The sequence below is a fragment of the Clostridioides sp. ZZV14-6387 genome (assembly GCF_020657835.1).
GTDB lineage: Bacteria > Bacillota > Clostridia > Peptostreptococcales > Peptostreptococcaceae > Clostridioides > Clostridioides difficile_A.
Window position 1 is genome coordinate 1 of sequence record NZ_JAGWCW010000041.1, and the last position, 25,004, is coordinate 25,004.

22 protein-coding genes are annotated in these 25,004 nt (G+C 28.5%); 5 read left to right on the plus strand and 17 right to left on the minus strand.

The window, feature by feature from the left end; translation table 11 throughout:
- Positions 1-155: 155 nt before the first annotated feature.
- Entirely contained in the window at positions 156-1,187 is a 1,032-nt protein-coding gene (locus tag KGF38_RS18510) for a YeiH family protein (protein ID WP_074178103.1), read from the minus strand.
- A 187-nt stretch (positions 1,188-1,374) separates the two neighbouring features.
- Here KGF38_RS18510 and KGF38_RS18515 point away from each other — a divergent pair, with 187 nt between their 5' ends.
- The gene (locus tag KGF38_RS18515; RefSeq protein ID WP_054268755.1) at positions 1,375-2,265 is read left to right on the plus strand and encodes a LysR family transcriptional regulator; all 891 of its coding nucleotides are present in this window, start codon (positions 1,375-1,377) and stop codon (positions 2,263-2,265) included.
- 51 nt (positions 2,266-2,316) lie between these two features.
- Here KGF38_RS18515 and KGF38_RS18520 read toward each other — a convergent pair whose 3' ends face one another.
- The 9 genes from KGF38_RS18520 to KGF38_RS18560 form a co-directional block, all read right to left on the minus strand.
- Positions 2,317-3,243, minus strand: coding sequence for a ketopantoate reductase family protein (locus KGF38_RS18520; RefSeq protein WP_074178104.1), 927 nt, complete (start codon positions 3,241-3,243; stop codon positions 2,317-2,319).
- Positions 3,244-3,453: 210 nt separating this feature from the next.
- Entirely contained in the window at positions 3,454-4,038 is a 585-nt protein-coding gene (pyrE, locus tag KGF38_RS18525) for an orotate phosphoribosyltransferase (protein WP_054268753.1), read from the minus strand.
- Positions 4,039-4,122: 84 nt separating this feature from the next.
- On the minus strand, positions 4,123-5,025 hold the full coding sequence (locus KGF38_RS18530; RefSeq protein ID WP_054268752.1) for a dihydroorotate dehydrogenase: 903 nt from the start codon (positions 5,023-5,025) through the stop codon (positions 4,123-4,125).
- Positions 5,018-5,710, minus strand: a complete 693-nt coding sequence (locus KGF38_RS18535; protein ID WP_074178105.1) for a dihydroorotate dehydrogenase electron transfer subunit — start codon at positions 5,708-5,710, stop codon at positions 5,018-5,020. Before KGF38_RS18535 ends, KGF38_RS18530 begins: the two co-directional genes overlap by 8 nt.
- 38 nt (positions 5,711-5,748) lie before the next feature.
- Positions 5,749-6,669, minus strand: coding sequence for an aspartate carbamoyltransferase (gene pyrB, locus KGF38_RS18540; RefSeq protein WP_054275608.1), 921 nt, complete (start codon positions 6,667-6,669; stop codon positions 5,749-5,751).
- A 290-nt stretch (positions 6,670-6,959) separates the two neighbouring features.
- Positions 6,960-7,982, minus strand: a complete 1,023-nt coding sequence (locus tag KGF38_RS18545; RefSeq protein WP_054268749.1) for an NlpC/P60 family protein — start codon at positions 7,980-7,982, stop codon at positions 6,960-6,962.
- Between the two features lie 557 nt (positions 7,983-8,539).
- A complete protein-coding gene (locus tag KGF38_RS18550; protein WP_074178106.1) occupies positions 8,540-9,679 on the minus strand; it encodes a M56 family metallopeptidase in 1,140 nt (379 codons plus the stop codon).
- A gap of 536 nt (positions 9,680-10,215) precedes the next feature.
- Positions 10,216-11,481: an NAD-specific glutamate dehydrogenase gene (gene gluD, locus KGF38_RS18555; RefSeq protein WP_054268747.1), complete on the minus strand. Its 1,266-nt coding sequence runs from the start codon at positions 11,479-11,481 to the stop codon at positions 10,216-10,218.
- 127 nt (positions 11,482-11,608) lie between these two features.
- On the minus strand, positions 11,609-12,433 hold the full coding sequence (locus tag KGF38_RS18560) for an ATP-binding protein (protein ID WP_074178107.1): 825 nt from the start codon (positions 12,431-12,433) through the stop codon (positions 11,609-11,611).
- A 276-nt stretch (positions 12,434-12,709) separates the two neighbouring features.
- Here KGF38_RS18560 and KGF38_RS18565 point away from each other — a divergent pair, with 276 nt between their 5' ends.
- The gene (locus tag KGF38_RS18565) at positions 12,710-13,897 is read left to right on the plus strand and encodes an SAM-dependent methyltransferase (RefSeq protein ID WP_074178108.1); all 1,188 of its coding nucleotides are present in this window, start codon (positions 12,710-12,712) and stop codon (positions 13,895-13,897) included.
- A gap of 130 nt (positions 13,898-14,027) precedes the next feature.
- On the opposite strand, the gene KGF38_RS18570 is transcribed toward KGF38_RS18565, so the two are convergent.
- The 4 genes from KGF38_RS18570 to KGF38_RS18585 form a co-directional block, all read right to left on the minus strand.
- Positions 14,028-15,254, minus strand: coding sequence for an NAD(P)/FAD-dependent oxidoreductase (locus tag KGF38_RS18570; protein ID WP_054275606.1), 1,227 nt, complete (start codon positions 15,252-15,254; stop codon positions 14,028-14,030).
- Complete coding sequence (locus KGF38_RS18575; protein WP_054268743.1) at positions 15,229-15,702, minus strand: 4Fe-4S dicluster domain-containing protein; 474 nt, start codon at positions 15,700-15,702, stop codon at positions 15,229-15,231. Before KGF38_RS18575 ends, KGF38_RS18570 begins: the two co-directional genes overlap by 26 nt.
- Entirely contained in the window at positions 15,695-17,596 is a 1,902-nt protein-coding gene (cooS, locus tag KGF38_RS18580; protein ID WP_054275605.1) for an anaerobic carbon-monoxide dehydrogenase catalytic subunit, read from the minus strand. Before cooS ends, KGF38_RS18575 begins: the two co-directional genes overlap by 8 nt.
- Positions 17,597-17,765: 169 nt before the next feature.
- The gene (locus KGF38_RS18585) at positions 17,766-18,830 is read right to left on the minus strand and encodes a CapA family protein (RefSeq protein WP_074178109.1); all 1,065 of its coding nucleotides are present in this window, start codon (positions 18,828-18,830) and stop codon (positions 17,766-17,768) included.
- Positions 18,831-19,114: 284 nt separating this feature from the next.
- Between KGF38_RS18585 and KGF38_RS18590 the strand changes: the two genes are divergently transcribed.
- Positions 19,115-19,285: a DUF362 domain-containing protein gene (locus KGF38_RS18590; protein WP_009888017.1), complete on the plus strand. Its 171-nt coding sequence runs from the start codon at positions 19,115-19,117 to the stop codon at positions 19,283-19,285.
- 169 nt (positions 19,286-19,454) lie between these two features.
- Here KGF38_RS18590 and KGF38_RS18595 read toward each other — a convergent pair whose 3' ends face one another.
- Together KGF38_RS18595 and KGF38_RS18600 are read right to left on the minus strand one after the other, a co-directional pair.
- Positions 19,455-19,994, minus strand: coding sequence for an FmdE family protein (locus KGF38_RS18595; protein WP_074178110.1), 540 nt, complete (start codon positions 19,992-19,994; stop codon positions 19,455-19,457).
- A 144-nt stretch (positions 19,995-20,138) separates the two neighbouring features.
- Complete coding sequence (locus KGF38_RS18600; RefSeq protein ID WP_021382595.1) at positions 20,139-20,771, minus strand: redox-sensing transcriptional repressor Rex; 633 nt, start codon at positions 20,769-20,771, stop codon at positions 20,139-20,141.
- A 135-nt stretch (positions 20,772-20,906) separates the two neighbouring features.
- Here KGF38_RS18600 and KGF38_RS18605 point away from each other — a divergent pair, with 135 nt between their 5' ends.
- Together KGF38_RS18605 and KGF38_RS18610 are read left to right on the plus strand one after the other, a co-directional pair.
- The gene (locus KGF38_RS18605) at positions 20,907-22,820 is read left to right on the plus strand and encodes an ABC-F family ATP-binding cassette domain-containing protein (RefSeq protein ID WP_054268739.1); all 1,914 of its coding nucleotides are present in this window, start codon (positions 20,907-20,909) and stop codon (positions 22,818-22,820) included.
- A 15-nt stretch (positions 22,821-22,835) separates the two neighbouring features.
- Positions 22,836-24,212, plus strand: a complete 1,377-nt coding sequence (locus KGF38_RS18610; protein ID WP_074178111.1) for an MATE family efflux transporter — start codon at positions 22,836-22,838, stop codon at positions 24,210-24,212.
- A 99-nt stretch (positions 24,213-24,311) separates the two neighbouring features.
- On the opposite strand, the gene KGF38_RS18615 is transcribed toward KGF38_RS18610, so the two are convergent.
- On the minus strand, positions 24,312-24,962 hold the full coding sequence (locus KGF38_RS18615; RefSeq protein WP_176702439.1) for a Crp/Fnr family transcriptional regulator: 651 nt from the start codon (positions 24,960-24,962) through the stop codon (positions 24,312-24,314).
- Positions 24,963-25,004: the final 42 nt, after the last annotated feature.

Sequence of the window (25,004 nt, forward strand, 5' to 3'; positions counted from 1 at the left end):
ATATTTTACTTTAAATTTTCACTTAAAATAAAAAATGAATTTCTATAAGTTTATACCCATCTAAACTTATCGAAATTCATTTTTTATTTATATTATAAATTATTAGTATCATATTATTTTAATTAATCAAGCTAATATTAAAAATGTTTTTTATATTATATAAATATTTTTATTAAAACTATAGCTGATACAACTTGCACTATACCTACAAATAAACCATATAAAGAAACTTCTTTACCTTGTTTCACTAAGTCTTTTACATTAACCTTTAAACCAATTGCTGCTAAAGCTATTATTTCAAATTTGTTACTTACTTCTTTGCATAATACAGATATATCTTTTGGTATAATATTCATTGAGAAAAGTGCACAAGTTATAAAAAATCCAATTACATACCATGGTATATTTACTTTTTTCTTTTTTATCTCATCCTTTTCTTCTTCAAATATTTCACTATTAGACTGATTTTTCATATGCCCAAATACTAATACTACAACAACCAAAAATATTACTCTTACTATTTTAAAAATAGTTGCCAAATCTTTTACATTTTCTCCAACTATCGCCCCACTTGCTACAACTTGACCAATTGACTGCAAAGTTCCTCCTATCATTGCTGATGTTTTTACTAGCTCATGGCTATATAAAAATTGAGATATTATTGGAAGTAAAAACATAAGAAATATACCAGTAACATTTACAATAGTTATTGCAATTCCCTTCTCTTTGTCTGTAGCATTAACTACTGGAACTGTTGCTCCTATAGCAGAAGAACCACATACTGCGTTTCCACTTGCCATTAGAAATCTAAAGTTTTCTTCAAAACCTAATTTTTTACCTATATAAAGTGCTGCTACTATTGTTATTGTCATTTGTAACATTATAAATAAGATTCCTGAAACTTTTAAGTCTATTAGAGTAGATACACTGAGTGTCGCTCCTAATAGTACTATTGAATATGATAGCAAATCTGTCTCTGAAAATTTATAACCTTTTTGAAACACCTTTTGATTTAAGAATAAATTTCCTACAAACATACCCAAAAATATAGAAATTGATGCGGCTCCTACTTTAGGAATTAGAGTAGAAATAAATATACTAATATAACCTACTAATACTGATACAAATAGCCCAGGTAATATTTCTTTTATATTTTTTAATGTTAGACAGCTTTTATTCTTTAACATAATATACCTACCTTATAATTAATATAGTTTTCTTTACAATAATAGTATATAATTGTAATAACCATAAGTAAAATAAATATATAATATCGTAATGATTAATATTTTTGATGGTTATTACATCTAGTATAATTATTTGTAGAAAACATATAAAAAATGTAAACTTTCATTAAGTAAGGGAGGTCTAAAATTGTTTGAAGAATTAAAAACATTTGTGGCTGTTGTTGAATATAAAAATTTTACTAAAGCTGGTGAATACTTAAATTTATCTCAGCCAAGTGTAAGTAAACACATTAAAAATCTAGAAAATTATTTTAAAGTCATACTTATAAACAGGTCTATTAAACAAAAGACTATTTTTATAACAGAAAGTGGACAAATATTGTATAAAAGAGCTAAGGAAATATTAAATCTTTTAAACATTACCTATCATGATGTAAGTCAGGTTTCAGATGCTATAACTGGTCGCTTAAAGATTGGTGCAAGTTTAACTATTGGTGAGTATATTCTGCCTAATTTCTTAGCATTATTTTCACAAAAATATCCTGACATAGATGTAGAAATTTTCATAGAAAATACATCAATTGTGTCTTCTCATGTTAAAGATTATGTTTTAGATATTGGACTTATTGAAGGCACTTGCTCTTCACCTTCATTTATTCAAGAATATTTTTTTGAAGATAAGATGGTTTTAGCACTTCCATATAATAGCCCTTTGTTAAAAGACTTCAGCTTTGAAAAGCTACAAGACCAGAAGTGGATAGTTAGAGAAGATGGCTCTGGCACTAGAGATTATTTAGATATGTTTTTAAGTGTTAAAGAGATTATTCCAAAAAGTATGATGGTCTTTGGAAGTAACTATGCTGTCAAAGAATCTGTTAGAAATAATTTAGGAATTACAATAGTATCTAATCTAGTGACAAGCTTACCAGTTTTAAATAATGAACTGTCTGTCATAGAGCTTGGAAGCAACTACAACAGACACTTCTCATATATATATCCAAAGGATATAACTTTATCAAAAGCAGCAAATATTTTTATTGATGAATTAAAAATATTTAGTAATTTAAATAGTTTATAATATTATCTAGATTTAAAATCAACAATTACCAAATTTATTTATAAAGACTATTTAAAATCTACTTTCAATTACTTTTATCATATTAAAAAAAGTCTGATTTATAGGTGTAGATATGTTGTATTTCTTTCCAAGTTCACAAATATTCTTAGAAAACATATCTACTTCTGTAAGTCTATGAGCTTCTACATCTTGAAGCATTGATGTTCTTCCTTCTTTTGAATGTTCCAGTATTCTATGTAACGAATTTTCCACATCATCTTCTGTAAGACCTATACCTTTTGCCTGAGCTATAGCAACTACTTCTCTCATTGCAGATTTTGCCAATTCTCTTAGATGCTCAGAGCTTTGGAATACCCCATAAGATGCGCCAAGTATAGCTGAGGTTTGATTTACACCAATGTTAACCATGTATTTCCACCACATATCTCTTTGAATATCTTTTGATAAAACATATTCTATATTTACACTATTAAAGACTTCTGTTATTATATTAGTTTTTCTATCTTCACTATTATCTTTGTTCCCAAATACAATTATTCCATTAGTAGTATGTATAATATTATTATTAATTTTCTTAGCATCTATATTAGTGACATATGAATATACCATTTTTTCAATTCCAAATCTTTCTCCTATTATATCTTCACTATCAACTCCATTTAATAAAGACATTATTACTGTATTTTTTCCAACTAATCCGTCTAATTCTCTTATATTTTCCCTTAAATTATTATATTTCAAGCCTATAATTATAAAATCAGCCTCTTGTTTATACTCATCCCTAGTTACATAATCAAAATCATACCTTTTCTCATTTATTATGAATCCATCTTCTAAATATCTTTTCTTTCTTTTCTCATCACAAAGAATTTTAAAATCATATTTAGAATTTAAAAATTGTTCTGCGAAAGTAGCTCCTACAGCCCCTACTCCAAAAAATACAACCTTTTTCTGAGTTTCATTCAATTGATTTTTCATACTTACCCCTCCTCAATATATAATAATTTTTTTATATTATACTTATATTGTACTGCTATTATCTCTTTTTTTGTAAATATATTTTTAACAAAAAAACGGTTAGCCTTATTTGCAAGGCTAACTGTTTTTATCTTTGATTTATATTATATAATATTAGTTTTACTCTAAAAAATTTACATTCTTTAAATACCACTAAACTTAATTGAGTTATTACATCCCTAATTCTTTAAATTCTCTACTTCCAGGTTTAACAACTGGTAATTTTCCTTCTTTGCATAAAGGACATTCATCAGATTCATAAACTTGTATATCAAGCTTTATAGCACTATATATAGGCATACCTATATCATGATTAGTTCTATCTGCTATACATGCAACACCTATAACTTCTCCACCTAATGCTTCCAATACTCTTTTTGTTTCTATAGTTGATTTACCAGTAGTTACAACATCTTCAGCAATTATTATCTTTGCACCTTTTTTAACTTCAAATCCTCTTCTTAACTCCATTGTATTGTCTTTTCTCTCAGTAAATACAGCTTCCTTTCCTAACTGTCTTCCTAACTCATAAGAAACTATTACTCCTCCCATTGCTGGCCCTACTACTAAGTCTATATCTAAGTCTTTTATTTGTTCAACAACTGTACTTAGTACCTCAGCAGCATACTCTGGAAATCTTAATACCTTTGCACATTGTACATATCTATTACTGTGCTTTCCTGAAGATAATAAAAAATGTCCTTCTAATAATGCATCACTCTTCTTTAATATATCTACTACATCTACTTTACTCATATTATTTTTCCTCCATATTAATGTTATAAAATTATTGTTTATTTAGTCTATATCTTTTATTTTTTAAGTACTATTTATACTACATTATATAATTCCTTTAATTTCTTTCAAATTCTTTATTCCTTCTTTTTCCATAAAGTCATTAATTCCATCTATTATTTCAAGACCGATTTTAGGATTCATAAAGTTTGCAGTTCCAACTTGAATACAAGTAGCTCCTGCCATTATAAATTCTATAGCATCTGTAGCCTTAGTTATTCCGCCCATTCCCATTACAGGTATATTTACATTTTTACACACTTCATGTACCATTCTTAGAGCTATAGGTTTTATAGCTGGTCCAGATAATCCTGCATAGACATTCTCAAATACTGGTCTTCTATTTTTTATATCAATTGCCATCGCCTTAAAAGTATTCACTAGAGATACTCCATCAGCGCCCTCTTCTTCACAAACTTTTGCCATTCCTACAATATCTTCTGCGTTGGGTGATAGTTTTATTACTAAAGGTAGTTTCGTTATGTTTCTTACCTCACGAACAACTTCTCTTGCTACTTCATTTTTTATACCAAAAGCCATCCCCCCAGCTTTAACATTTGGGCAAGATATATTCAATTCAATAATATCTATAGGTTTGTCATTTAACATTTGAACACCTAATAAATAGTCTTCTAATGTTCCACCTCCAACATTAGCTATTCTAACTAAGTCTAATTCACTAAAGAAAGGTAATTCATTATCTATAAATCCTTGAACTCCAGGATTTTCAAGTCCAACACTATTCATCATGCCAGATGGTGTTTCATGAACTCTCATACCATTGTTTCCAGGCTTTTTATTTAAAGTTAGTCCTTTACTGCTTATACCACCAAGTTTTTGTATATCATAAATGTCATTATATTCTCTTCCAAATCCAAAAGTTCCAGACGCCATTATTACTGGATTTTTAAATTCTATATTTCCAAATTTTACACTTAAATTAGCCATTAAAAATCACGTCCTCTCCCCAGAACACTGGACCATCTTTACAAGTCTTTTTATTTCCTTCATTAGTTTTACATGTACATACTAAACAAGCACCGATTCCACATGCCATATGGTTTTCAAGAGATACCATAATTCTTGTTTTAGTACCTTCTACCATCTTAACTAATTTTTCCATCATTGGAGTTGGACCACATGTTAATATGTAATCATATTTCTCCACATCAATTATATCTGTTACAAAAGTATTACCTACTGTTGTATGGACTTCGTTACACACTTGCTTATACTCATCTTCTAATATAACATCTTCTCTAAATCCAAGATATGCGTCACAGTTTTTTATATTTTTAGCAACTAAGTATAGTGGGGCCACACCGATTCCGCCTCCTACTAAAGCTACTTTTCCATCAACCTTAGTATATCCATTACCATAAGGTCCTTCTAACTTTATAGTATCATTTACTTTTAGGTTACTTAAAATTTGAGTTCCTTCTCCTACTACTTTATAAAGAAAAGTTATTCCTTCTTCATCTATATCATGTATACTTATAGGTCTTGAAAGTACTGGATAAGTATCCCATGCTCTTAGCATATAAAACTGTCCCATCTTACCTTCAAAATTACCTTTTACTTTCATTCTATACATATCTTCGCCTATGTATATATTCTCCAGAATTTTATACATCCCAAAATCTCCTTTATTTTACTATTATATGAGAGTTATTAATCTTCATTTATACCTAAAAGCTTTATTATTAAAGCCATTCTAACATACATTCCATATTTAGCTTGTTTAAAATATACAGCTCTATCATCATCATCTACATCTATATCTATTTCATTTACCCTTGGTAATGGATGCATTACTAACATGTCTTTAGATGCTTTTTCTAATTTAGATTTATTTAAAATATAATAGTTTTTAAGTCTTTCATATTCTGATTTATCTTCAAATCTTTCTTGTTGAACTCTAGTCATATATAAAACATCCAAACTTCCTATAACATCATCTAGATTATTAGTCTCATAATATGCATGTCCTTTTATAGCTTCTTTTATATAGTCTGGCATTTTCAATTCTTCAGGCGCTATAAATACAAACTTTGTATTTTTATATCTGGCCATAGCCTTAACCAAAGAATGCACAGTTCTTCCATATTTTAAATCACCACATAATCCTATTGTATGGTTTTCTAAAGTTCCTTTTAATGATTTTATAGTAAGTAAATCTGTAAGTGTTTGGGTTGGATGTTGATTCCCGCCATCTCCTGCATTTATAAATGGCACTTCCGTAAATCTAGCAGCCTCTGAAGCTGCACCTGATTGAGGATGTCTCATAGCTATTATATCAACATAACCAGATACTATTCTCATCGTATCACCTAAAGTTTCACCTTTTGATGCAGATGATGAACTAGGCTCTGAAAAACCTACAACACGACCTCCAAGTCTGTTCATTGCAGATTCAAAGCTTAATCTTGTTCTTGTTGATGGTTCATAAAATAATGTAGCTAATAGTTTGCCTTCACATATACGAGAATATTTTGACGGATTGTCAATTATTTTTTGAGCTAATTCTAATATTTCATCTATTTCTTCTATTGAAAAGTCTTCTGGTTGGATTAAATTTCTTGATTTTAACATCTTTCGTCCTCCTTTTTTAGCCTCTCTGAACTAAAATTAAAAGTATTTTTGTACTGTTAGTAGCTTACCACCTTTGCCTTATCCTGTCAAGGGATTGCACAAATAATCATTATATGGAAAGACTACTATTTAATAGTAATATCAGTCTTAATATTGGTCAAATGTAAACCAATACAAAAACGCTCTATATTACATTTAAAATATAATCATTTTTTGTTACCTGATTAAATTAAATATAGTATAGAGCGTTTATATTTATGTATTTATCAATTTGTCATATTACAAGTTGATTATAATATTCTTTTTGCTGTAACAAATCTTGCTGTATAGTATGCTGAATTTATACTAGTCACACGAACTGTTTTTCCTGTTGATGGAGAATGTATCATATTACCTCCACCTACATATATACCAACATGGCTAACAGAACCAGAACCATTAGTTGTGAAGAATACTAAGTCTCCTGGCTGTAAATTTGCTTTACTTACAGTTTGTCCATAATTAGATTGTGCTTTAGATGTTCTTGGTATTTTCTTTCCTACTGCATTTCTATATACATATTGTGTAAATCCAGAACAGTCAAAAGTGTTTGGTCCTTCTGCTCCCCAAACATATGGGCAACCTTGCTTAGAATAAGCCAAGTTAAGTACAGCTTGAACTGCATTAGAGTTAGCTGTTGGCACATTTGAATTATTGTTTTGTTGAGTGTCATTTGCATTATTTTGTTGATTGTTATTTGTAGAATTTCCATTTTGATTAACACTTGGATTTACTTCTGGTTCTTCTATTACTGGAGCTTTATCTGATATATAAGATGCTTTTACATACCCTTCAGTTCCTCCATCTTTAACTTTCAACCATTCTCCACTTTCTTCCAACACCAATAAAGAGCTTCCTTTTTCTAGCTCTTCGATTACTTCTGAACTTTCGCTCTTATCTTTTCTTAAATTTACTTTATCAGCGTTAGTATATCCTACACCTTCAGATATATCTACATATCTAGTAGCTAACCAACCTTCTCCATCTTCAACTTTAACCTTAACCCATTCCCCTTGAATTCCTAGAACAGTAAATTCATCTCCAGAATAAGCTATATTCTGAACTTGACCTTCTTCTCTTATCTTTATAGCTACTCCATCTTTTATCTTTGCAACTTTATATTTTACTTCTTTATATTCGCCTAAATTTAATTCAGTATTTGTTTTATCATCCTTATTTTGAGATGAATCATTTACTTCATCCGCATTTACAATTGAACTTACTGATAATGCCATAACTGATGCAAATACTGGTATTAATATCTTTTTCTTCACGATAAACCTCCTAAAATTTTCCCATAATTATCTTATGATTCTATTTTGTAGGTGAAGTGTACCTAAGGATAAAATATTAATACACAATACATTAATAAAAGCTCTATCTGTAACTTTTTTGTAAACCACTTTATATAACTTTTATAGTATCATTATATTAATAAAATAAATCAATTAGTTTATCCAATATGTCACCTAAATATACATTATTTACTTAATTATATAATACGAGTCTGTAAAAGTAAAGAATTTTGTACCCTTAGAGGCTAAAGTACGCATAAATATTGTTTTATGTGTTTTTTTATGCGTTTCTATGTGGCATATATTTTTTGAGGGAATAACTACAAAGTTAGTCATTTTGTGAATTTTTTTACAATCGAATATAATCATTAATGCTTTCTTTAGGAATTTTGTAAATGTTTGCTTCTAAATTCTTTTAGATTTCAGCTATTTGTTATTATATGAGCATCTATCTTGATAAAAACATATTTATTTAAAAATAGGTAGTTATTTAGGATTGTTATAAATTAAAATTAAGTAAAATACCCATACCTTAATCATCTTGCCAAACTATCTAACTTGTCATAAAATTTTACACCAAAGCCTATTTTATCAGAATCTTTTGGAATCGTACCTACTTCTTCACAATTTCTTTTATATTGTTCTCTCACACTTTTAGGAGCATCTGCATATGTAAATTCTAAAAGTGTAACGTTTCCTCTAAAAAGGTGTAGCTTCTCCATATCATACTTAGGCAGTACATTAAAATTGACAATACTAGTTGCATTAACTTTCAAAAAAGTAATAGAAGATAATAGACATAAAGTTAATGCCATTAATATACCATTCTTATACTTCTCATTAAACATATTCTTCACTCTTTTTTTAATGTCAGATTGCTTATGTAGACCAGCTATAAATTTATTTGAAGTATTTGAGCCCTTTCTCATCGCATTTAGAATTGTTAATGCATAATCCTTCTTTTCCTCTGAACTACGATTTTTTAAAACTCTTTCATCACAATAAAGTTCACAATCTAAATCTATATGTTTATCCATTATATATACAAATGGATTAAACCAATATACTATTTTTAAAAATAAAATTACATATTTTAAATAAAGATCTCTACTCTTAAAATGCATAAGTTCATGCCTAAAAATCCAATCTAGTTCTTTTAGCTTATAATCATGTGGTGGTAAAAGCACACATGAATTAAAAAATGCTGGTGTTTCAACTTCATATGAGTACTTGAGCTTTATATTTTTTGTTATATCAAATTCGTTTAATACACTTTTATAAAGATTTACTATCTCTTCGTCATCAACTTCATAAGATAAATCGCCTATTAAGTTTTTAAGTTTTATATATTTGAATGTAGTATAAATTAAATATATCATTACAGATACAAGCCAAAAGTATAGTAAAATACTACTAATTATAGTTGAGACATTATTAAATCCCTCTAAATTTATGTTGTTGATATTAATATTTTTTTTACTTCTCAAGATATTTATTGTAAAAGTATAATATGTAAATGGTAAAAATAATTTAATAACAACTATCATCCATATATAATAGTTAAATTTTTTACTAAATCTTTTAAATACATTTTTCTTGAATATTAATATCAGAAGGATACTTAAACTACTCACTATAACAGTTCTAAAAATCCCATTTAGAATAAAGTTAGACATATATTTTTCCCCTATCTTATTTAATAGTGTTTTATAGTTAATTTTAGTTATCTCTTAATACTTTCATATCATATTTATTAATTAAAATATATATTTTCTTTAATAAATAACTATGTTTTATTATCTTATAGTTATTTTAAAGTATAATTTATTGAGACATCCTTATATTTAATTATAGCTTAGTAATGATTACTGTGCATTAAACATAATTAATTAATTTAATTATCTATAAATTTGACAGTTATAAATATATAAAGTCGAAGTTATAATAGAACAAAAATACTTTTCTTAAAAGTTAATATTAAAAAATACATAAGCTACTTACTATAAGAGTTCTAAAAAGTCCATTTAAAATTAAATCAACCATCAATTCTCACTTATCTTACTTATGACACTTTAATTTTTATATTGCACAATTTATAAATTAAAATAAAAAATGGCCCACATTATCTGAGCCACATAATTTAAGGGCTGTACTATGTACAGCCCCTTTATATCTTAAATAATTATATCCTATTATTTATTAAGAGTAAATCTTAGTACCATCCTCTTAACTTCATAGCTTCAGCAACTTTCTTAATTGAATGCATGTAAGCAGCTTCTCTCATTGTAACATTGTACTCTTCTTTGATTTTCCAAATAGATTCAAATGCTTTAACCATAGCTACTTCTTCTTTTTGCTCTACTTCTTCTTCTGACCAGTAGTATCCGTATAAGTTTTGTACCCACTCGAAGTAAGAAACTGTAACTCCACCAGCATTAGTTAATATGTCTGGAGTAAGAACTATTCCTCTTTCAGCAAATACTTCATCAGCTTCTGGAGTAGTTGGACCATTAGCAGCTTCACAAACTAATTTAGCTTTTATAGATTCAGCAACTTCTTTAGTTATAGAGTTTTCTAATGCAGCTGGTATTACTATATCAACATCTGAAGCCCAGAACTCTTCTAAAGATATTCTCTTAGCTCCTGGGAAGTTTAATAAGTTACCATGCTCTTTTATATGATCTAACATTGCTTGACCATCTAATCCATTTTCATTGTATATAGCATAAGAACCTTCTGATTTACACCATTCAGCCATAGCTACAACAGTTCCACCAAGTTTTTCACAGTTAAGAACTGTGTAAGAACCAACGTTTCCTATACCTTGGATAGCTAATTTAGCTTTTTTCATATCTATTCCTAATTTAGCAGCAGCTTCTCTTGCAGTAACAGCAACACCAAATCCAGTAGCAGCTGTTCTTCCTAAAGAACCACCAAATTCAACTGGCTTACCAGTTAAAACACCTATAGCACTTTGTCCAGTTAATTTATTGTACTCATCAACCATCCAAGACATTATTTGTCCATTAGTGTTTACGTCTGGTGCAGGAACGTCAACTTTCTCACCTATTAATTTATATATTCCATCTATGTATCCTCTACTTAATCTTTCTAATTCACCTTGAGATAAAGTTGATGGATCTACTATTATTCCACCTTTACCTCCACCATATGGTATACCTGTTACAGAACACTTGAAAGTCATCCATATAGATAAAGCTTTTACTTCGTCTCTTGAAACATTTTGATGGAATCTTATTCCACCTTTTGTTGGCCCTACTGCATCATTATGTTGTGATCTAAATCCTTTAAAAGTTTTTATAGATCCATCATCCATTTTAACTGGAATTGAAACTTCTATAACTCTCATAGGTTCTTTTAATAATTCATAAACTGCTGGTTCCATACCTAATTTATCACATGCATTTTTTACTTGAGATTGCGCCATCTCGAAGACATTTACATCTTTTCCTGACATTTGAAAGCCCCCTTATAAATACGTTATAATTATGTATACTCCATTTAGAAAAACCATTTCCTAAATTTACAGTTTAATTATAGCACACTTTATTGCAAATTAGTATATCATTTTTTCAGTTTATTTTTTAACATGGGAGGAAGTTTATTTTTTTAATTTTATGAATGTTAATATCTATTTTTTGTACATTAACTAAAGTCATTTTCTCAATAGACTTTTTTATTATCTGTTGCATACCTTCAATTTTTTTTATAAATTCTAAATCATTGATATTTATACTTACAAAAATATTCATAAAATTATTGCAATTCTCTATATTGATTTTATTTATTCTATCAATGCTTTCAAAGTTGTATACTTCATATTCAATAATCTGTTTAATTACATCTTCATTGATATAAAATTTTCCAATATAGCTAAAGGTTGGTCTTATTATTGTTTTTTCTAAAACTACCATACTTCTATTATTTCCTTTTCTAAAAAGCCTCTTTAATGGATTTATACTAAGACCACTTGCCATACTTTTTATTTCAACTGCTGGAACAGGAATTACATGATTTCCTTCTTTTCTAGATTGTTTTGCTATTTCTATTTCATATTTAGTGCTTATATCTTGAATATTTATAAACTTATTGATTCCTTCAATTGACAATCTATCTACAATCTGATTAACCATTTTTTTTGATGTACCAATAATAAGAATCTTGCTTATATTTTCATTTTTAATTGTATCTCTAACTTCTTTTCTATGTTCCAAATTATAAAAAATAGCTCTTTTAACTGCTTCTATAGTAGTATTTGCTTGTTTTGCTGATATTCCAGCTAAAACCTTGTTTTTATATATTAAAATTCCATCATCAATTATATAATCTATATCATTTTCATATGCAAACTCTAAAGCCTTAAAACTCTTTCCTGTACCACTTGACCCAACCAAGGCATATACTTCCATTTTACATCTCCTTCATAAAATAGCTTTAAGCTATTTATTCAAAATTTTATTACACTTTATTGATTAAAATTATTATATCATTAACAGTTGAATATTATATCCAATACGAAATTTTATAAGCAAAAAATATACCACAATATGAAATTCTCTTACAAAAGACAGATTTCCTTCAAACAAAAAATTTATTGAAAAAATTTTACTTTTTTAAAAAAAGGAATATAATATATTTTAAAGCAAGAAAAACTTACTGGATTTACATTAGAAGGAGCTGGTAATATGAATATTACAAAAAATTTTTTAAGAGACTATTTAGAAAGATTTGGCGAAACACCATTTCTAGTTAGGCTTAAAGATGGAGAAGAATTTCTAATTGGAGATGGCTCTCCTCAGTTTAAAGTTATTGTAAATAATGATATTAGCAAATCTGAACTACTAAAAAGTACATCTTTAGCACTTGGAGAAGCCTACATAAATAGAGATATTGAAATTGAAGGAGATTTATTCTTAACTTTAAATCTACTTTTAAGACAAATAGACAAATTCAATATTGATAATTCAGCTGTAAAACATCTATTACACTCATCAAATTCAATGAGACATCAAAAGAAAGAAATACATGCTCACTACGATATTGGTAATGATTTTTATAGTTTATGGTTAGACAATACACTTAGTTATTCTTGTGCATATTTTAGAAATGATAATGATACTCTTTATGAGGCTCAAGTCAATAAAGTTCACCACATATTAACTAAACTAAATTTAAAAGAAGGTATGAGTCTTCTTGATATTGGTTGTGGTTGGGGATTCTTACTAATAGAAGCAGCAAAGAAATATAAGATTCATGGTGTTGGAATTACACTTAGTGAAGAACAATATAAAGAATTTAATAAAAGAATTCAGGAAGAAAATCTTCAAGATTATCTCGAAGTAAAGCTTATGGACTATAGAGAGCTTAAAAACTCAGACCTTATGTTTGATAGAGTTGTAAGTGTTGGTATGCTTGAACATGTTGGTAGAGAAAATTATGAGCTTTTTATTAAAAATGTAAATGCTGTTCTAAAGGATGGGGGATTATTTTTACTTCACTATATAAGTGGTCTTAAAGAGTCTTATGGAGACCCTTGGATAAAAAAATACATTTTCGCAGGAGGGGTTATTCCTAGTCTAAGAGAAATGATACATATCTGTAGTGATTACAAATATCATACTATAGATGTAGAAAATTTAAGATTACATTATGTAAAAACCTTATTATACTGGCAAAGAAATTTCTATGAAAATCTTCCAAAGATTAAAGAGATGTTTGATGATAAGTTTATAAGAATGTGGGACTTATACCTTTGTTCTTGTGCTGCTGCTTTCAACACTGGTATTATAGACATACATCAGATACTTTTCACCAAAGGTATAAAAAACGATTTACCTCTTACTAGAGAATATATGTATACTTGTTCAAAATAATATCTTTACAAACTATAACATAATCTAAACTTAGTTATAAAAATAGAGCTATTTCTAAACAAGATTACTCATTCTAGAATAGCTCTATTGATTAATTTATTATATTGTAAGCATTGCTCTACATATATCTTTATACACTATAGCAAAACTCTCCATTTTCTTTTATATTAAAAAAGTCTGCATAACATACATCAAATATCCTATTTTCTAAATCAGATATTTCAACTTTGTTTTTTATCAAATACGTTAATACACCAACATATGAAATATCGCCTTGTACAACAGCTCCATAAATTATATTGTCCTTAAAAACGAATTTTTTATAATCATTAATCCCATCTCTAGTTAATACTTTATAGCTATTATCTACTGGTGTATTCATACCTATAGATATGGTTGGTATATCCATGAAATTCATGCTATTTTTAAAAGCAAATTCATCTTCTATCTTTTTATCTTTTCCAACCATATTGTATGCAGCTACAATTCCTTGCTTTACTGCTAAAGGCCAAATAGCATTTTTACCAACAACATCACCAGCTGCATATATATCTTTTTGTGTTGTTTGGCACATATCATCTATTACTATACCTCTATCATATTCTATTCCTGTTCCATCTAGAAAATCAGCATTTGGTTTAACTCCTGTAGCCACAATTACCATATCAGCATCAAGAATCTCTCCATTTGAAAATGCAACACCTTTAACATTTTTATTATCATCCAAGACAATTTCTTGGATTGATGCACTTGGGTAAAATTTCACGCCCTTTTCTTTAAACTTGTTTTCATATACTGAAGCTGTATATTCATCTAATTGTCTATCTAAAATGTACTTTTCCATAAATGCTACAGAAATATTTAACTGCTCATATTTAAATAATCCAACTAATGCATCTATACCAACTAGCCCAGCACCTATTATAACTACATTTTTAGAGTTTGCTGCTTTTTCTTTTATTTTATAAATATCATCTATGTTTCTCACAGAATATACAAAATTTCCATCTCTTAAATTTTTTATTGGAGGAATAGCGGAAGACGCACCTGTAGCTATTAAAAGCTTATCATAATTTACAGTAATATCTTCTGTCTGAACTACCTTTTTATTTATATCTATACCTTTAACAGTTTCACCTGAAATCCAATTTACATTATTTTTCTCCATAAAATCTTCATCAACAAAATTTATTTGTTTTAAAGTTCTGTGTTCAGATATAACATGATGTAACATACATCTTGAGTATATATTTTCATCTTTAGAAATTACTACTATATTTGAATCTTTATCTAATTCTCTTAATGTTTTTACTGCATTGATACCAGCAGCACTAGCTCCTAATACTACATAATTCATCGTTTTCCTCCTTCTGTAATTCAATTGCTCCACTTGGGCAATTAGCTACACATCTAGGATATTCCTCATCTTTACATAAATCACATTTAAGTATGTTTTGCTTGCTTCTGTCATCTGGCTTTAATAATCCATATGGACAAGACATTACACACATATAACATGAACCACATTTTTCTTCATCATAAGAAACGATTCCACTTTCGCTATCTTTATGCATTGCACCACTCATACATGCTAATACACATTCAGGTTCATCACAGTGTCTACAAAGAATTGGAACTGGATTATTATGCTTGCTATCTAACTCTATATGTCCTCTACTATCATTATCTATATTTTCTAAATCAAGAGTATACATATCATAGTCTTTATTGTGTTTTAGCATACATGCTAATACACAACTCTTGCATCCTGTACATAAATCTTTATTTATAAAAATTCTATGCATTACATTCCACATCCTTTAACCCTAAATTTTTTCTTCTGTCTATTATTATTTCTTCTAATTGATTAGCTGAAGATTTAGGGTCTGGATTCACTATAACATGTCCTCCTGTTAAGTCTTTTAATTTTTCTGTTAATACTTCTGTTACTAATTTTCCTCCTGTTATAAATGGAGGTAAAGCTAAATGAAGAGGTAAACCAAGAGCAAGACCAAAAGCTCCATCAGCTAATGCTTGTTCTTCCAACCATTGTGGCGCTGAAAGTACCAATGGTAATTGTGGTAAGTCTATTCCAAGCTCAGCTGCTAATTCAGTTGCTACTATTTCTAGTCTTCCTATAGCTAGACATGGACCAAAGTTTAATACTGGTGGTATCCCTAGAGTCTTACATACTTCTTTTAAGTTTTCTCCTGCTAATTCTTCTGCTCCAGGTGACATAAGACCAACATTTTCTAATCCTCCAGTAGAACATCCTGCAGAAAGAACTATGATATCTTTTTTAATCAATTCTTTAGTAAGCTCAACAGTATTTACATCATGTCCTCCTGCTGTCATATTTGAACATCCTACAACAGCTGCAACACCTTTAATTTTTCCTTCTGCAATTAAATTAATGAGAGGTTTCCATGAATCTCCTAAAAACGCTTTCAAGTTCTTTTCACTTACACCAGTTAAAGATTGCTCGAATCCATGGTCTTTTGGTATGTCTATTTCAACACTTCCTCTTCTCTCCTTATAAGATTCTAATGCTTTTTCTATCAATGTATTACTAAGTTCATCTAATTTACTTCTGTCTAATCCTATATATTCTGCATTTGCTTTTTTGGCAACATCATCTAAGCAAACCATTTTAACTTTATATTTATCTGCTATTGGCTCAAGACCTGGTATAGTACAGTTAAACTCTGAAAGAACTATATCTATTGCTCCAGTTGATAAAACTGCTTCACTTGTAAAATTGTTACCTGCATGTCCAGCAAATACTTCTTGATAATGTTCTCCTCTTAATTGTAAATCTTGACCAACGCAAGTACATCCTACTAACTTAAAGCCTTTTGCTCCAGCAGCTTGAGCTAATTTTATAACATCTTCATCTTTTAATCTATCTTGGAAATTTGCAAATGTTGAATGTTGATGACCTGTTATCATTATATTTATGTAGTCTGGGTCTATTACATTAAATCCTACAGGAGCCATTCTTATAACTGGTTCCCCTAACATAACATCATTTAAAAGATTAGTTAGTGTAAGACCATATAATCCTGTTGATATACCTAGATTTAAACAGTTAACTAACATATCTACTGGATCACTATTTAAATTTGTTGATGATTTTACTATTGCATCAAAAACTTCTGACTTTGCACCACCAGGCATTATACCTAACTCTTTCCATTTCTTCACTCTAGGTGCATAAGCTATTTTTTCTACCAATTCCATTTTGTCATCTCTTGATTTATATAAATCATTAATAACTTTATCAGCAACTTTTATACATTTATCATATTTTTCATCACTTTCAATTCCAAACATCTCTGCTAATTGATTTAATGTTTTTTCTCCTTTAATAACACCTTTAGTTATTCCAACATTCTTTAAATTCTTAGCTGTATTTTCTACCACATGTAAATAACAAGCTGCTCCTGATGCTACAGCTCTTAAAAAGTTTCTTGCTACTATAGTGTCTGCATCTGCTCCACATATACCTCTTGGAGATTTAGGAGTTACTCTACATGGTCCATTTGAACAGAGTCTACAACAAACCCCCTGAAGTCCAAAACCACATTTAACTTTTTGATCTTCTGTTCTATGAAATGCTGTTTCAACATCCTTTGAAGCTACAAAACTTTCTAATTTCTTGTCTGCGCTTTCGCACATTTTACAAGTGTTACAAGCCATTACAAATTCCCCCTTATATTTTTATATTAAAAAAGTAGATTAGATAGCTTTATTATAATTGATTATAATTTAACTATTAAAATCTACTTATTTAATACCACGTTTTACCATATCCTAAACAAAATATAAATTATTAAAATAAATATATATATTTATTTTTTTTTACATTTTATTTATTCAAATCTTTACTTATTTTTTCTAGTTTATTTAAAACTCTATCTTTCTCACTTCCATCTAGCACTTTTGGTTGATAATTGTTTCTAGAACTACTAGATGTTATTGATGTTGGTATTATATTTGGCTCTTTAATTGAAGTTAATTTGTCATCTGAAAAAGAAAAAGTCTGTTGATATATATAGCTATCTGTATCAGAAGGATTCTTATTTCCTCCAAAACAAAAATTTCCTAAACTATAAGCTATGTACTTATCTTTATATTTTTCTATACCTTGAATAACATGTGGATGAGAACCCATAACTAAATCAGCTCCCTTATCTATTACATAATGAGCAAAATCTTTTTGTTTTTTATCTGGATAATAATCTAATTCTATACCCCAGTGAAAATACACCACAACAACATCTGATTTTTTCTTTAGTGCTTTAATATCATCTTCCATTTGTTTTAAATTCTTTTCATTATATTCAGTTGATAATCCATTATATCCTAATAAACCTACCTTAATTCCTTTAACATCTATAACAGCATCTTTACCCAGACCAAAATAGTTTATTTTATTTTCATCTAATATAAACTGTGTATCTTTCATTCCTTCTTCAAAATAATCTTCTGAATGGTTATTTGCGATACTTACTGCCTCTACACTTCCAGATTTTAAAATATTTACATACCCTGGAGTCCCTTTAAATGCAAATTTCTTTTCTTTTGCAGTTGATGCAGTAGTAAGTGGTCCTTCCAAATTAACTACTGTTAAATCATCTTTTTCAAATACAGGTTTTACATTTTTAAGAAAATAATCATAATCTTCTCCTTGTCTTTTAAATTCATGGTCAAAACTACCATAATAAGATGACCCTTTATAGTTTCCCATAGTTACATCACCAGCAAAACTTATAGTTATGTCTTTTTTTACAGGCTCTTTTTTTTCTTCAACCTTACTTTGGCTATTTTTAGAATCCTTTTTAATATTGCTTTCCTTATTTGGATTATTAGAACATCCTACTACAAATAACACTATACTCATAATACATATGTAAACTAATTTATTTTTCATATTAAACCTCCTTTGTATTAATAGTTTTTAAGATAAAATATACTTTTTTAGAGTATAACATTTTTAAATAGAATCGATACCCTATTCTTTAACTTTAATTTTATTTTTAAAATAAGCCCCTTTAAGATAAATAAAAATATAAGCAGATTAAACTTTATTGTAAAACTTTCAAACAAGAATATCACAATAAAGTTTTTGTTGTAGAATTAATTTAATTGTTATATTCAATAATATTTGTTATAATGTTATTGAATTACAATACATATAAAAGGGAGGATTTCAAAATGGCATATAAAATTACTGACGCTTGTATAAGCTGTGGTGCTTGTGAGGCTGAATGCCCTGTTAGCTGTATATCAGCTGGAGACGACGCATATGTTATAGATGCTGGTTCTTGTATAGACTGTGGTTCTTGTGCAGGAGCTTGTCCTGTAGATGCACCTCAACCAGAATAATAATTCGTTATTCATAAAGAGACTGATTTTATTTTATCAATATTAATCAGTCTCTTTTTAATTATGTATAATTCAAGTATCATAATTTATATAATTTGTTATATTCTATATATTTCTCTTCTTAATATACTATTAATCTACATCTAGATACTTTTAATTTAATATAAATTTAATCCTCTTCATAAAATCTTTCATATTTATCAAAGCAATCAAGGCATACTTTTTTATTTTCTTGAATCCTTATATACTGCTCAGGTGCAAATTCACCACATACTTCACATTTAAGAGATTTAAATATTCTTGCTTTTTCAGGAAGTTTTAGCTTTGTATCTGTAATCTCAAAGATATCTTCAAAATCACTTTCTAATAAGTATTTTTTATACCCTTCTCTGTCCATGTCAAACGGTTTAGATTTTACATATATTCTTATAGATTTTTCATTTTCTCTATTAAAGAAATGATATACTGATTTTCCAGTCAGCCTAAGTAGTAAATTTCCTTTGCCCATTGTACAGCTTAGCACTACTTGTATACCATCTACCCCACAGGCATCATTTTCAGAAATGCATACAATTTCCTCATCTCCTGATTGTTTACATCCTAAGTATTCTCTTGCTGCAAGTGCTGCTTTAAATCCTATAGCCAAACCTGGACATTCATGACCATGAAATTCAATAGCCTTTGACCATAATTCCTCCACTAAAATCACTCTCCTTAAATATTATTTATTTATATAAATTATTTAAATCTTTATTTTATCCTAATACTTCAAAAAGCCAGAGGATTTAATATTAAATCGTCTGACTTTCTCAATACTTCTCATAACTACTGATTATTAATATGTTTAAGTTGTCTACTTTCCTTCTTTCATTAAATATGATAAGGTAAATAAGCTTTCTGTTAGGTTTACATTTTCAACTATAACACCTTTCGGAACTTCTAAGTCTAATGGCGCGAAATTCCACACCCCTTTTATTCCAGCTTTTACAACTCTATTAATAACTTCCTGCGCTCCATTTTTAGGTATACATAATACAGCAATATCTATATCATTATTTTTTATAAAGTCTTCTAAAGTATCTGAATCTAATACTTCAAATTCTCTTATCTTTAAACCTATCATTCTAGGATTTGCATCAAATAAAGCTTTTATCTCGAATCCAGCTTTTCTAAATCCTGCATAATTGGCTATGGCTTGTCCTAAGTTACCTGCTCCTACAAGAACTGCGTTGTATGGTCGATCCAATCCAAGAATTTTACCTATCTCAGTATGAAGAGCCTCCACGTTATAACCATATCCTTGTTGTCCAAATCCACCAAAGTTGTTTAGGTCTTGTCTTATTTGAGAAGCAGTAAAACCTATTATATCACTCAATTCTTTAGAAGATATTCTTTGTATATCCCTATCTAATAAGTCTCCAAGATATCTATGATATTTTGGGAGCCTTCTTATAACTGCCATTGATATATTTTTATTTCCCAACATCTTCACCTCCTAAAAGTGTCCTCTTTTTTGTTTGATTCACAATAAAATATTTCTTTTTCAAAACTAATACATATAACCTTGATTATATTATATCAAAACATTATAATTTTAGATAGTTCAAGGAGGTAGAAATTTATGATTGTTTTGTCATGTAATAACTTAAATAAAAGTTTTGGTATAGATTCTATATTAGAAAATATTAGTTTTACAGTAAATGAAGGCGATAAAATTGGTATAATCGGGGTTAATGGTACTGGAAAAACTACTTTATTTAAAATAATTTCAGGAATTTATGGTTATGATAGTGGAGATATTTACACTTCTAAAGATTGTGAAATCGGATATTTAGAACAAAATACCAATTTTTATTCGGATAATACTATTTTAGAAGAAGTGTTAGAAGTTTTTAAAAATTTGATAGAGATGGAATCTTATCTAAGAGAATTAGAGGTTAAAATCTCAGAAGAAAGTACAAAGACAGACTCTCCAATTCTAGAAAAAATAATGGACGAATATTCACATAAACTGGAATTATTTTCAGATTTAAATGGATATGGTTATAAATCTGAAGCCAAAGGTGTTTTAAAAGGATTAGGATTTAGTGAAAATGATATGGATAAACCAATAAGTATACTTTCTGGTGGTGAAAAAACTAGAGTTCTTTTAGGAAAATTACTTCTTAAAAAACCAACTTTATTGTTACTTGATGAACCGACTAACCACTTAGATTCTGAAGCTATAGAATGGTTGGAAGTATTTTTAAAACAATATAAAGGTACTGTTATGTTAATATCTCATGATAGATATTTCCTAGACCAATCTGTAAATAGAATTTTTGAGGTTCATAATAAAAGACTTAAAGTATATAATGGTAACTACTCTAAATTTGTTGAGTTATCTAAAGTAGAAAAAGAATTAGAACTTAAAAAATTTGAAGACCAGCAAAAAGAAATAAAAAAGCAGGAAGAATCAATAGAAAGACTTAAAGCTTATGGTAGAGAAAAACATCTAAAACGTGCAAGAAGTAAAGAAAAAGCATTGGATAAAGTAGATGTTCTAGATAAGCCAGAAGCTTATAGAAAAAAAGCTCGTATACAATTTACTCCTTCTGTCCAGAGTGGTAATGATGTTCTTCAAATCAGAGATGTATCCATGGGTTATGGGGAAAGAATACTTTTTAAAGATTTGGATTTAGATATATATAGAGGAGAAAAGGTAGCTCTTATTGGTGCAAATGGTATTGGTAAATCTACATTATTTAAAATAATAACTAACGAATTACAACCTCTTAGTGGTAATATTAAATTTGGGACTAATGTACACGTTTCTTACTTCCATCAGGAACAAAAAACCCTTAATTTAGATAACACAATAATTGATGAGATTTGGGAAAATAATACGCATCTTACTCAAACTACCTTGAGAAATATGTTAGGAGCATTTTTATTTGTTGATGAAGAAGTTTTTAAAAAGATTTCTACATTAAGTGGTGGAGAAAGAGCTAGAGTTGCCATACTTAAACTTATATTATCAAATGCAAATCTATTATTATTAGATGAGCCTACTAACCACCTAGATATTGATTCTAAAGAAGTTCTTGAAGAGGCATTAACTAATTATGATGGGACTATATTTACAATATCACATGATAGATATTTTCTAAATACAGTTGTTGATAAGATTTTAGTTTTAGATGAAAATGGAATTACTGAGTACCTAGGAAATTATGATTATTATATTGATAAAAAAAGGCAAATCCAAGAGATGAGTCTTATAGAAGAAAAAGAAGAAAAAACTAGAACTCAAATAAAAGATGAAAAAAGAAAAGAAAGAGAACAAAGAGAAGTAGAAAAGAAGAATAGAATAAAAAGACAAAACATAGAAAAAGAAATTGAAAAGTTAGAACTTAAAATTGAAGAATTAGATATACTTTTATGTCAAGAAGAAGTATACTCTAATCCAGATAAGGCTAAAGAAGTTAGCCAAGAAAAAATTAATCTAGAAAATAACCTTGCCTCTCTATATGATGAGTGGGAAGAATTTATGTAAAAAGGAGAGGATTATTTGCAAGAACTATTTTCTTTAAAAGACGAAAATAAAAGATTTTATAAAATACTTCTATCTTTATGTATACCTATTATCATACAGAACTTAATTTCTACTTCTGTCAATGTAATAGATACAGTTATGATAAGTAGTTTGGGGGAGGTATCTGTAGCTTCAGTTGGAGTTGCAAACCAGTTTTTCTTTCTTTTTAATATGTCCCTATCTGGTATTACAGGAGGAGCTGGAGTTTTTATTTCACAGTTTTATGGAAAGAAAGATATAAGTAACATAAGAAAAGTCACAGGACTTACTTGTATATTGGCCATTATCCTAAGTTTTGTATTTGTTATTCCTGCTTTGCTAACACCAAAACCAATTATACACATATTTTCTTATGATTCAGAAGTTGTAAAACTTTGTATAGATTACTTTAGCATTGCAGTATTTAGTTATCCATTAATAGCTATAAGTACAGTATTTAGTACTGGTTCCAGAGGTGTTAGAAATCCTAAGTTAGGTATGATTTGTAGTGCATTCGCTCTTGTAACAAATGTTATTTTAAATTATGGATTTATATTTGGTAATTTTGGCCTTCCTGCAATGGGTGTAAAAGGAGCCGCATTAGCAACTGTTATTGCTAGAATATGTGAACTAATTTTAATGATTACTTACGTTTATTTTTATAAAAAGGACTATATATTAAAATTTGGTTTGAAAAATTTAAAAGCTATTGATAGGATTTTTATAAAATCTTTTTCATCAAAAAGCTTTCCTATATTTGTAAATGACTCTGTATGGGCAGTTGGAACTGTTTTGTATTCTGTTGCATATGCAAGAGCAGGTACATCAGCCATAGCAGCAAGTCAAATAGCAACCAGCACAGGTAATTTTTTCATAATGACAGCTGTATGTATTGCATCTGGTGCATCTATTATGCTTGGAAATGAACTTGGGGCTGACCATATTAAAAGAGCTATTGAGTATGCTAAAAAGTTTTCTATACTGGTATTTTTAGCTGGCTTAATACTTGGAATTATTTTAATTTTAAATATACCATTATTATTAAAGATGTTTAGTGTCTCTGATAGTTTATCTTCTGATATAACTAAGATATTCTTCATAATGGGAGTACTAATGGCTCTTAAATCCTTTAATACATTAGTCATAATTGGTATTTTAAGAAGTGGTGGAGACACTAAATATGCTCTATTTTTAGAATTAGGATGTATGTGGTTAGCTTCTATCCCTTTAACTTTTATAGCTGCATTTAAAGGAGCTCCTATATTTATTCTTGTTCTACTCACTTATAGTGAAGAAGTAGTTAAATTTATATTTGGTGTTCCTAGAGCCTTATCTAAAAAGTGGGCTATTAATATAGTAAAGGAAATTGACTAATAACGATACTATACCTTATAAGTATATAATATTTATAAACAGTCTCATTGAAAACAATTAAGATATTTTTTATTTTCAATGAGACTATTTCTATATCCTCTATTCATCTTCCAAAAACTCTTTTACTTCAAATGACAACCTATGTAATTCATCATAATTTAAAATCTCATATGTATTGCTTATTTTTTTTATTATCCCCTTCTCAGTTAATTTTAATAGCGAATAATACCTACTTTTTCTACTAATAGAATATATTTCACTAAAATGGCGAATAGCTTTTATATTGCAGACACTATTTTCTTGTTTTTTAAAAATACAATATGCAATAACTTCTGTGCAAGAAAATAACTCTCTTACCATTCTAGTTTTATATAGCTCATATATCCTTCTTGTACATTTGCTATGAAATAGTGCAATAAAATCTGGTTTAAGATAAAATTCTTCAAAGATATGTTTCTCAAATCGAAATAATTTTATATTGGTCTTTGCAAATATATCGCATTTCAAATTATGTTCATATATATAACTAATTTTACCTATAAATTCATTTTCAGGTACAATGTCAACAAGAAATTTATTTCCCCCTCTAGTCGTACATTCTACTAAAGCAACTCCCTCTATTATGAAAAATACTTCTTGTAAATCTTTATCTGATGCTACAAATCTCTGACCTTTTTTATATTCAACAATTGATACTTGATTTAAATTATTTTTAATAATTGGGTATATGCTTGTTTTTTCTGCTTTCATCAAAGTTCTCCTTTATAGTATATTGTATAAAATGTTTTATTT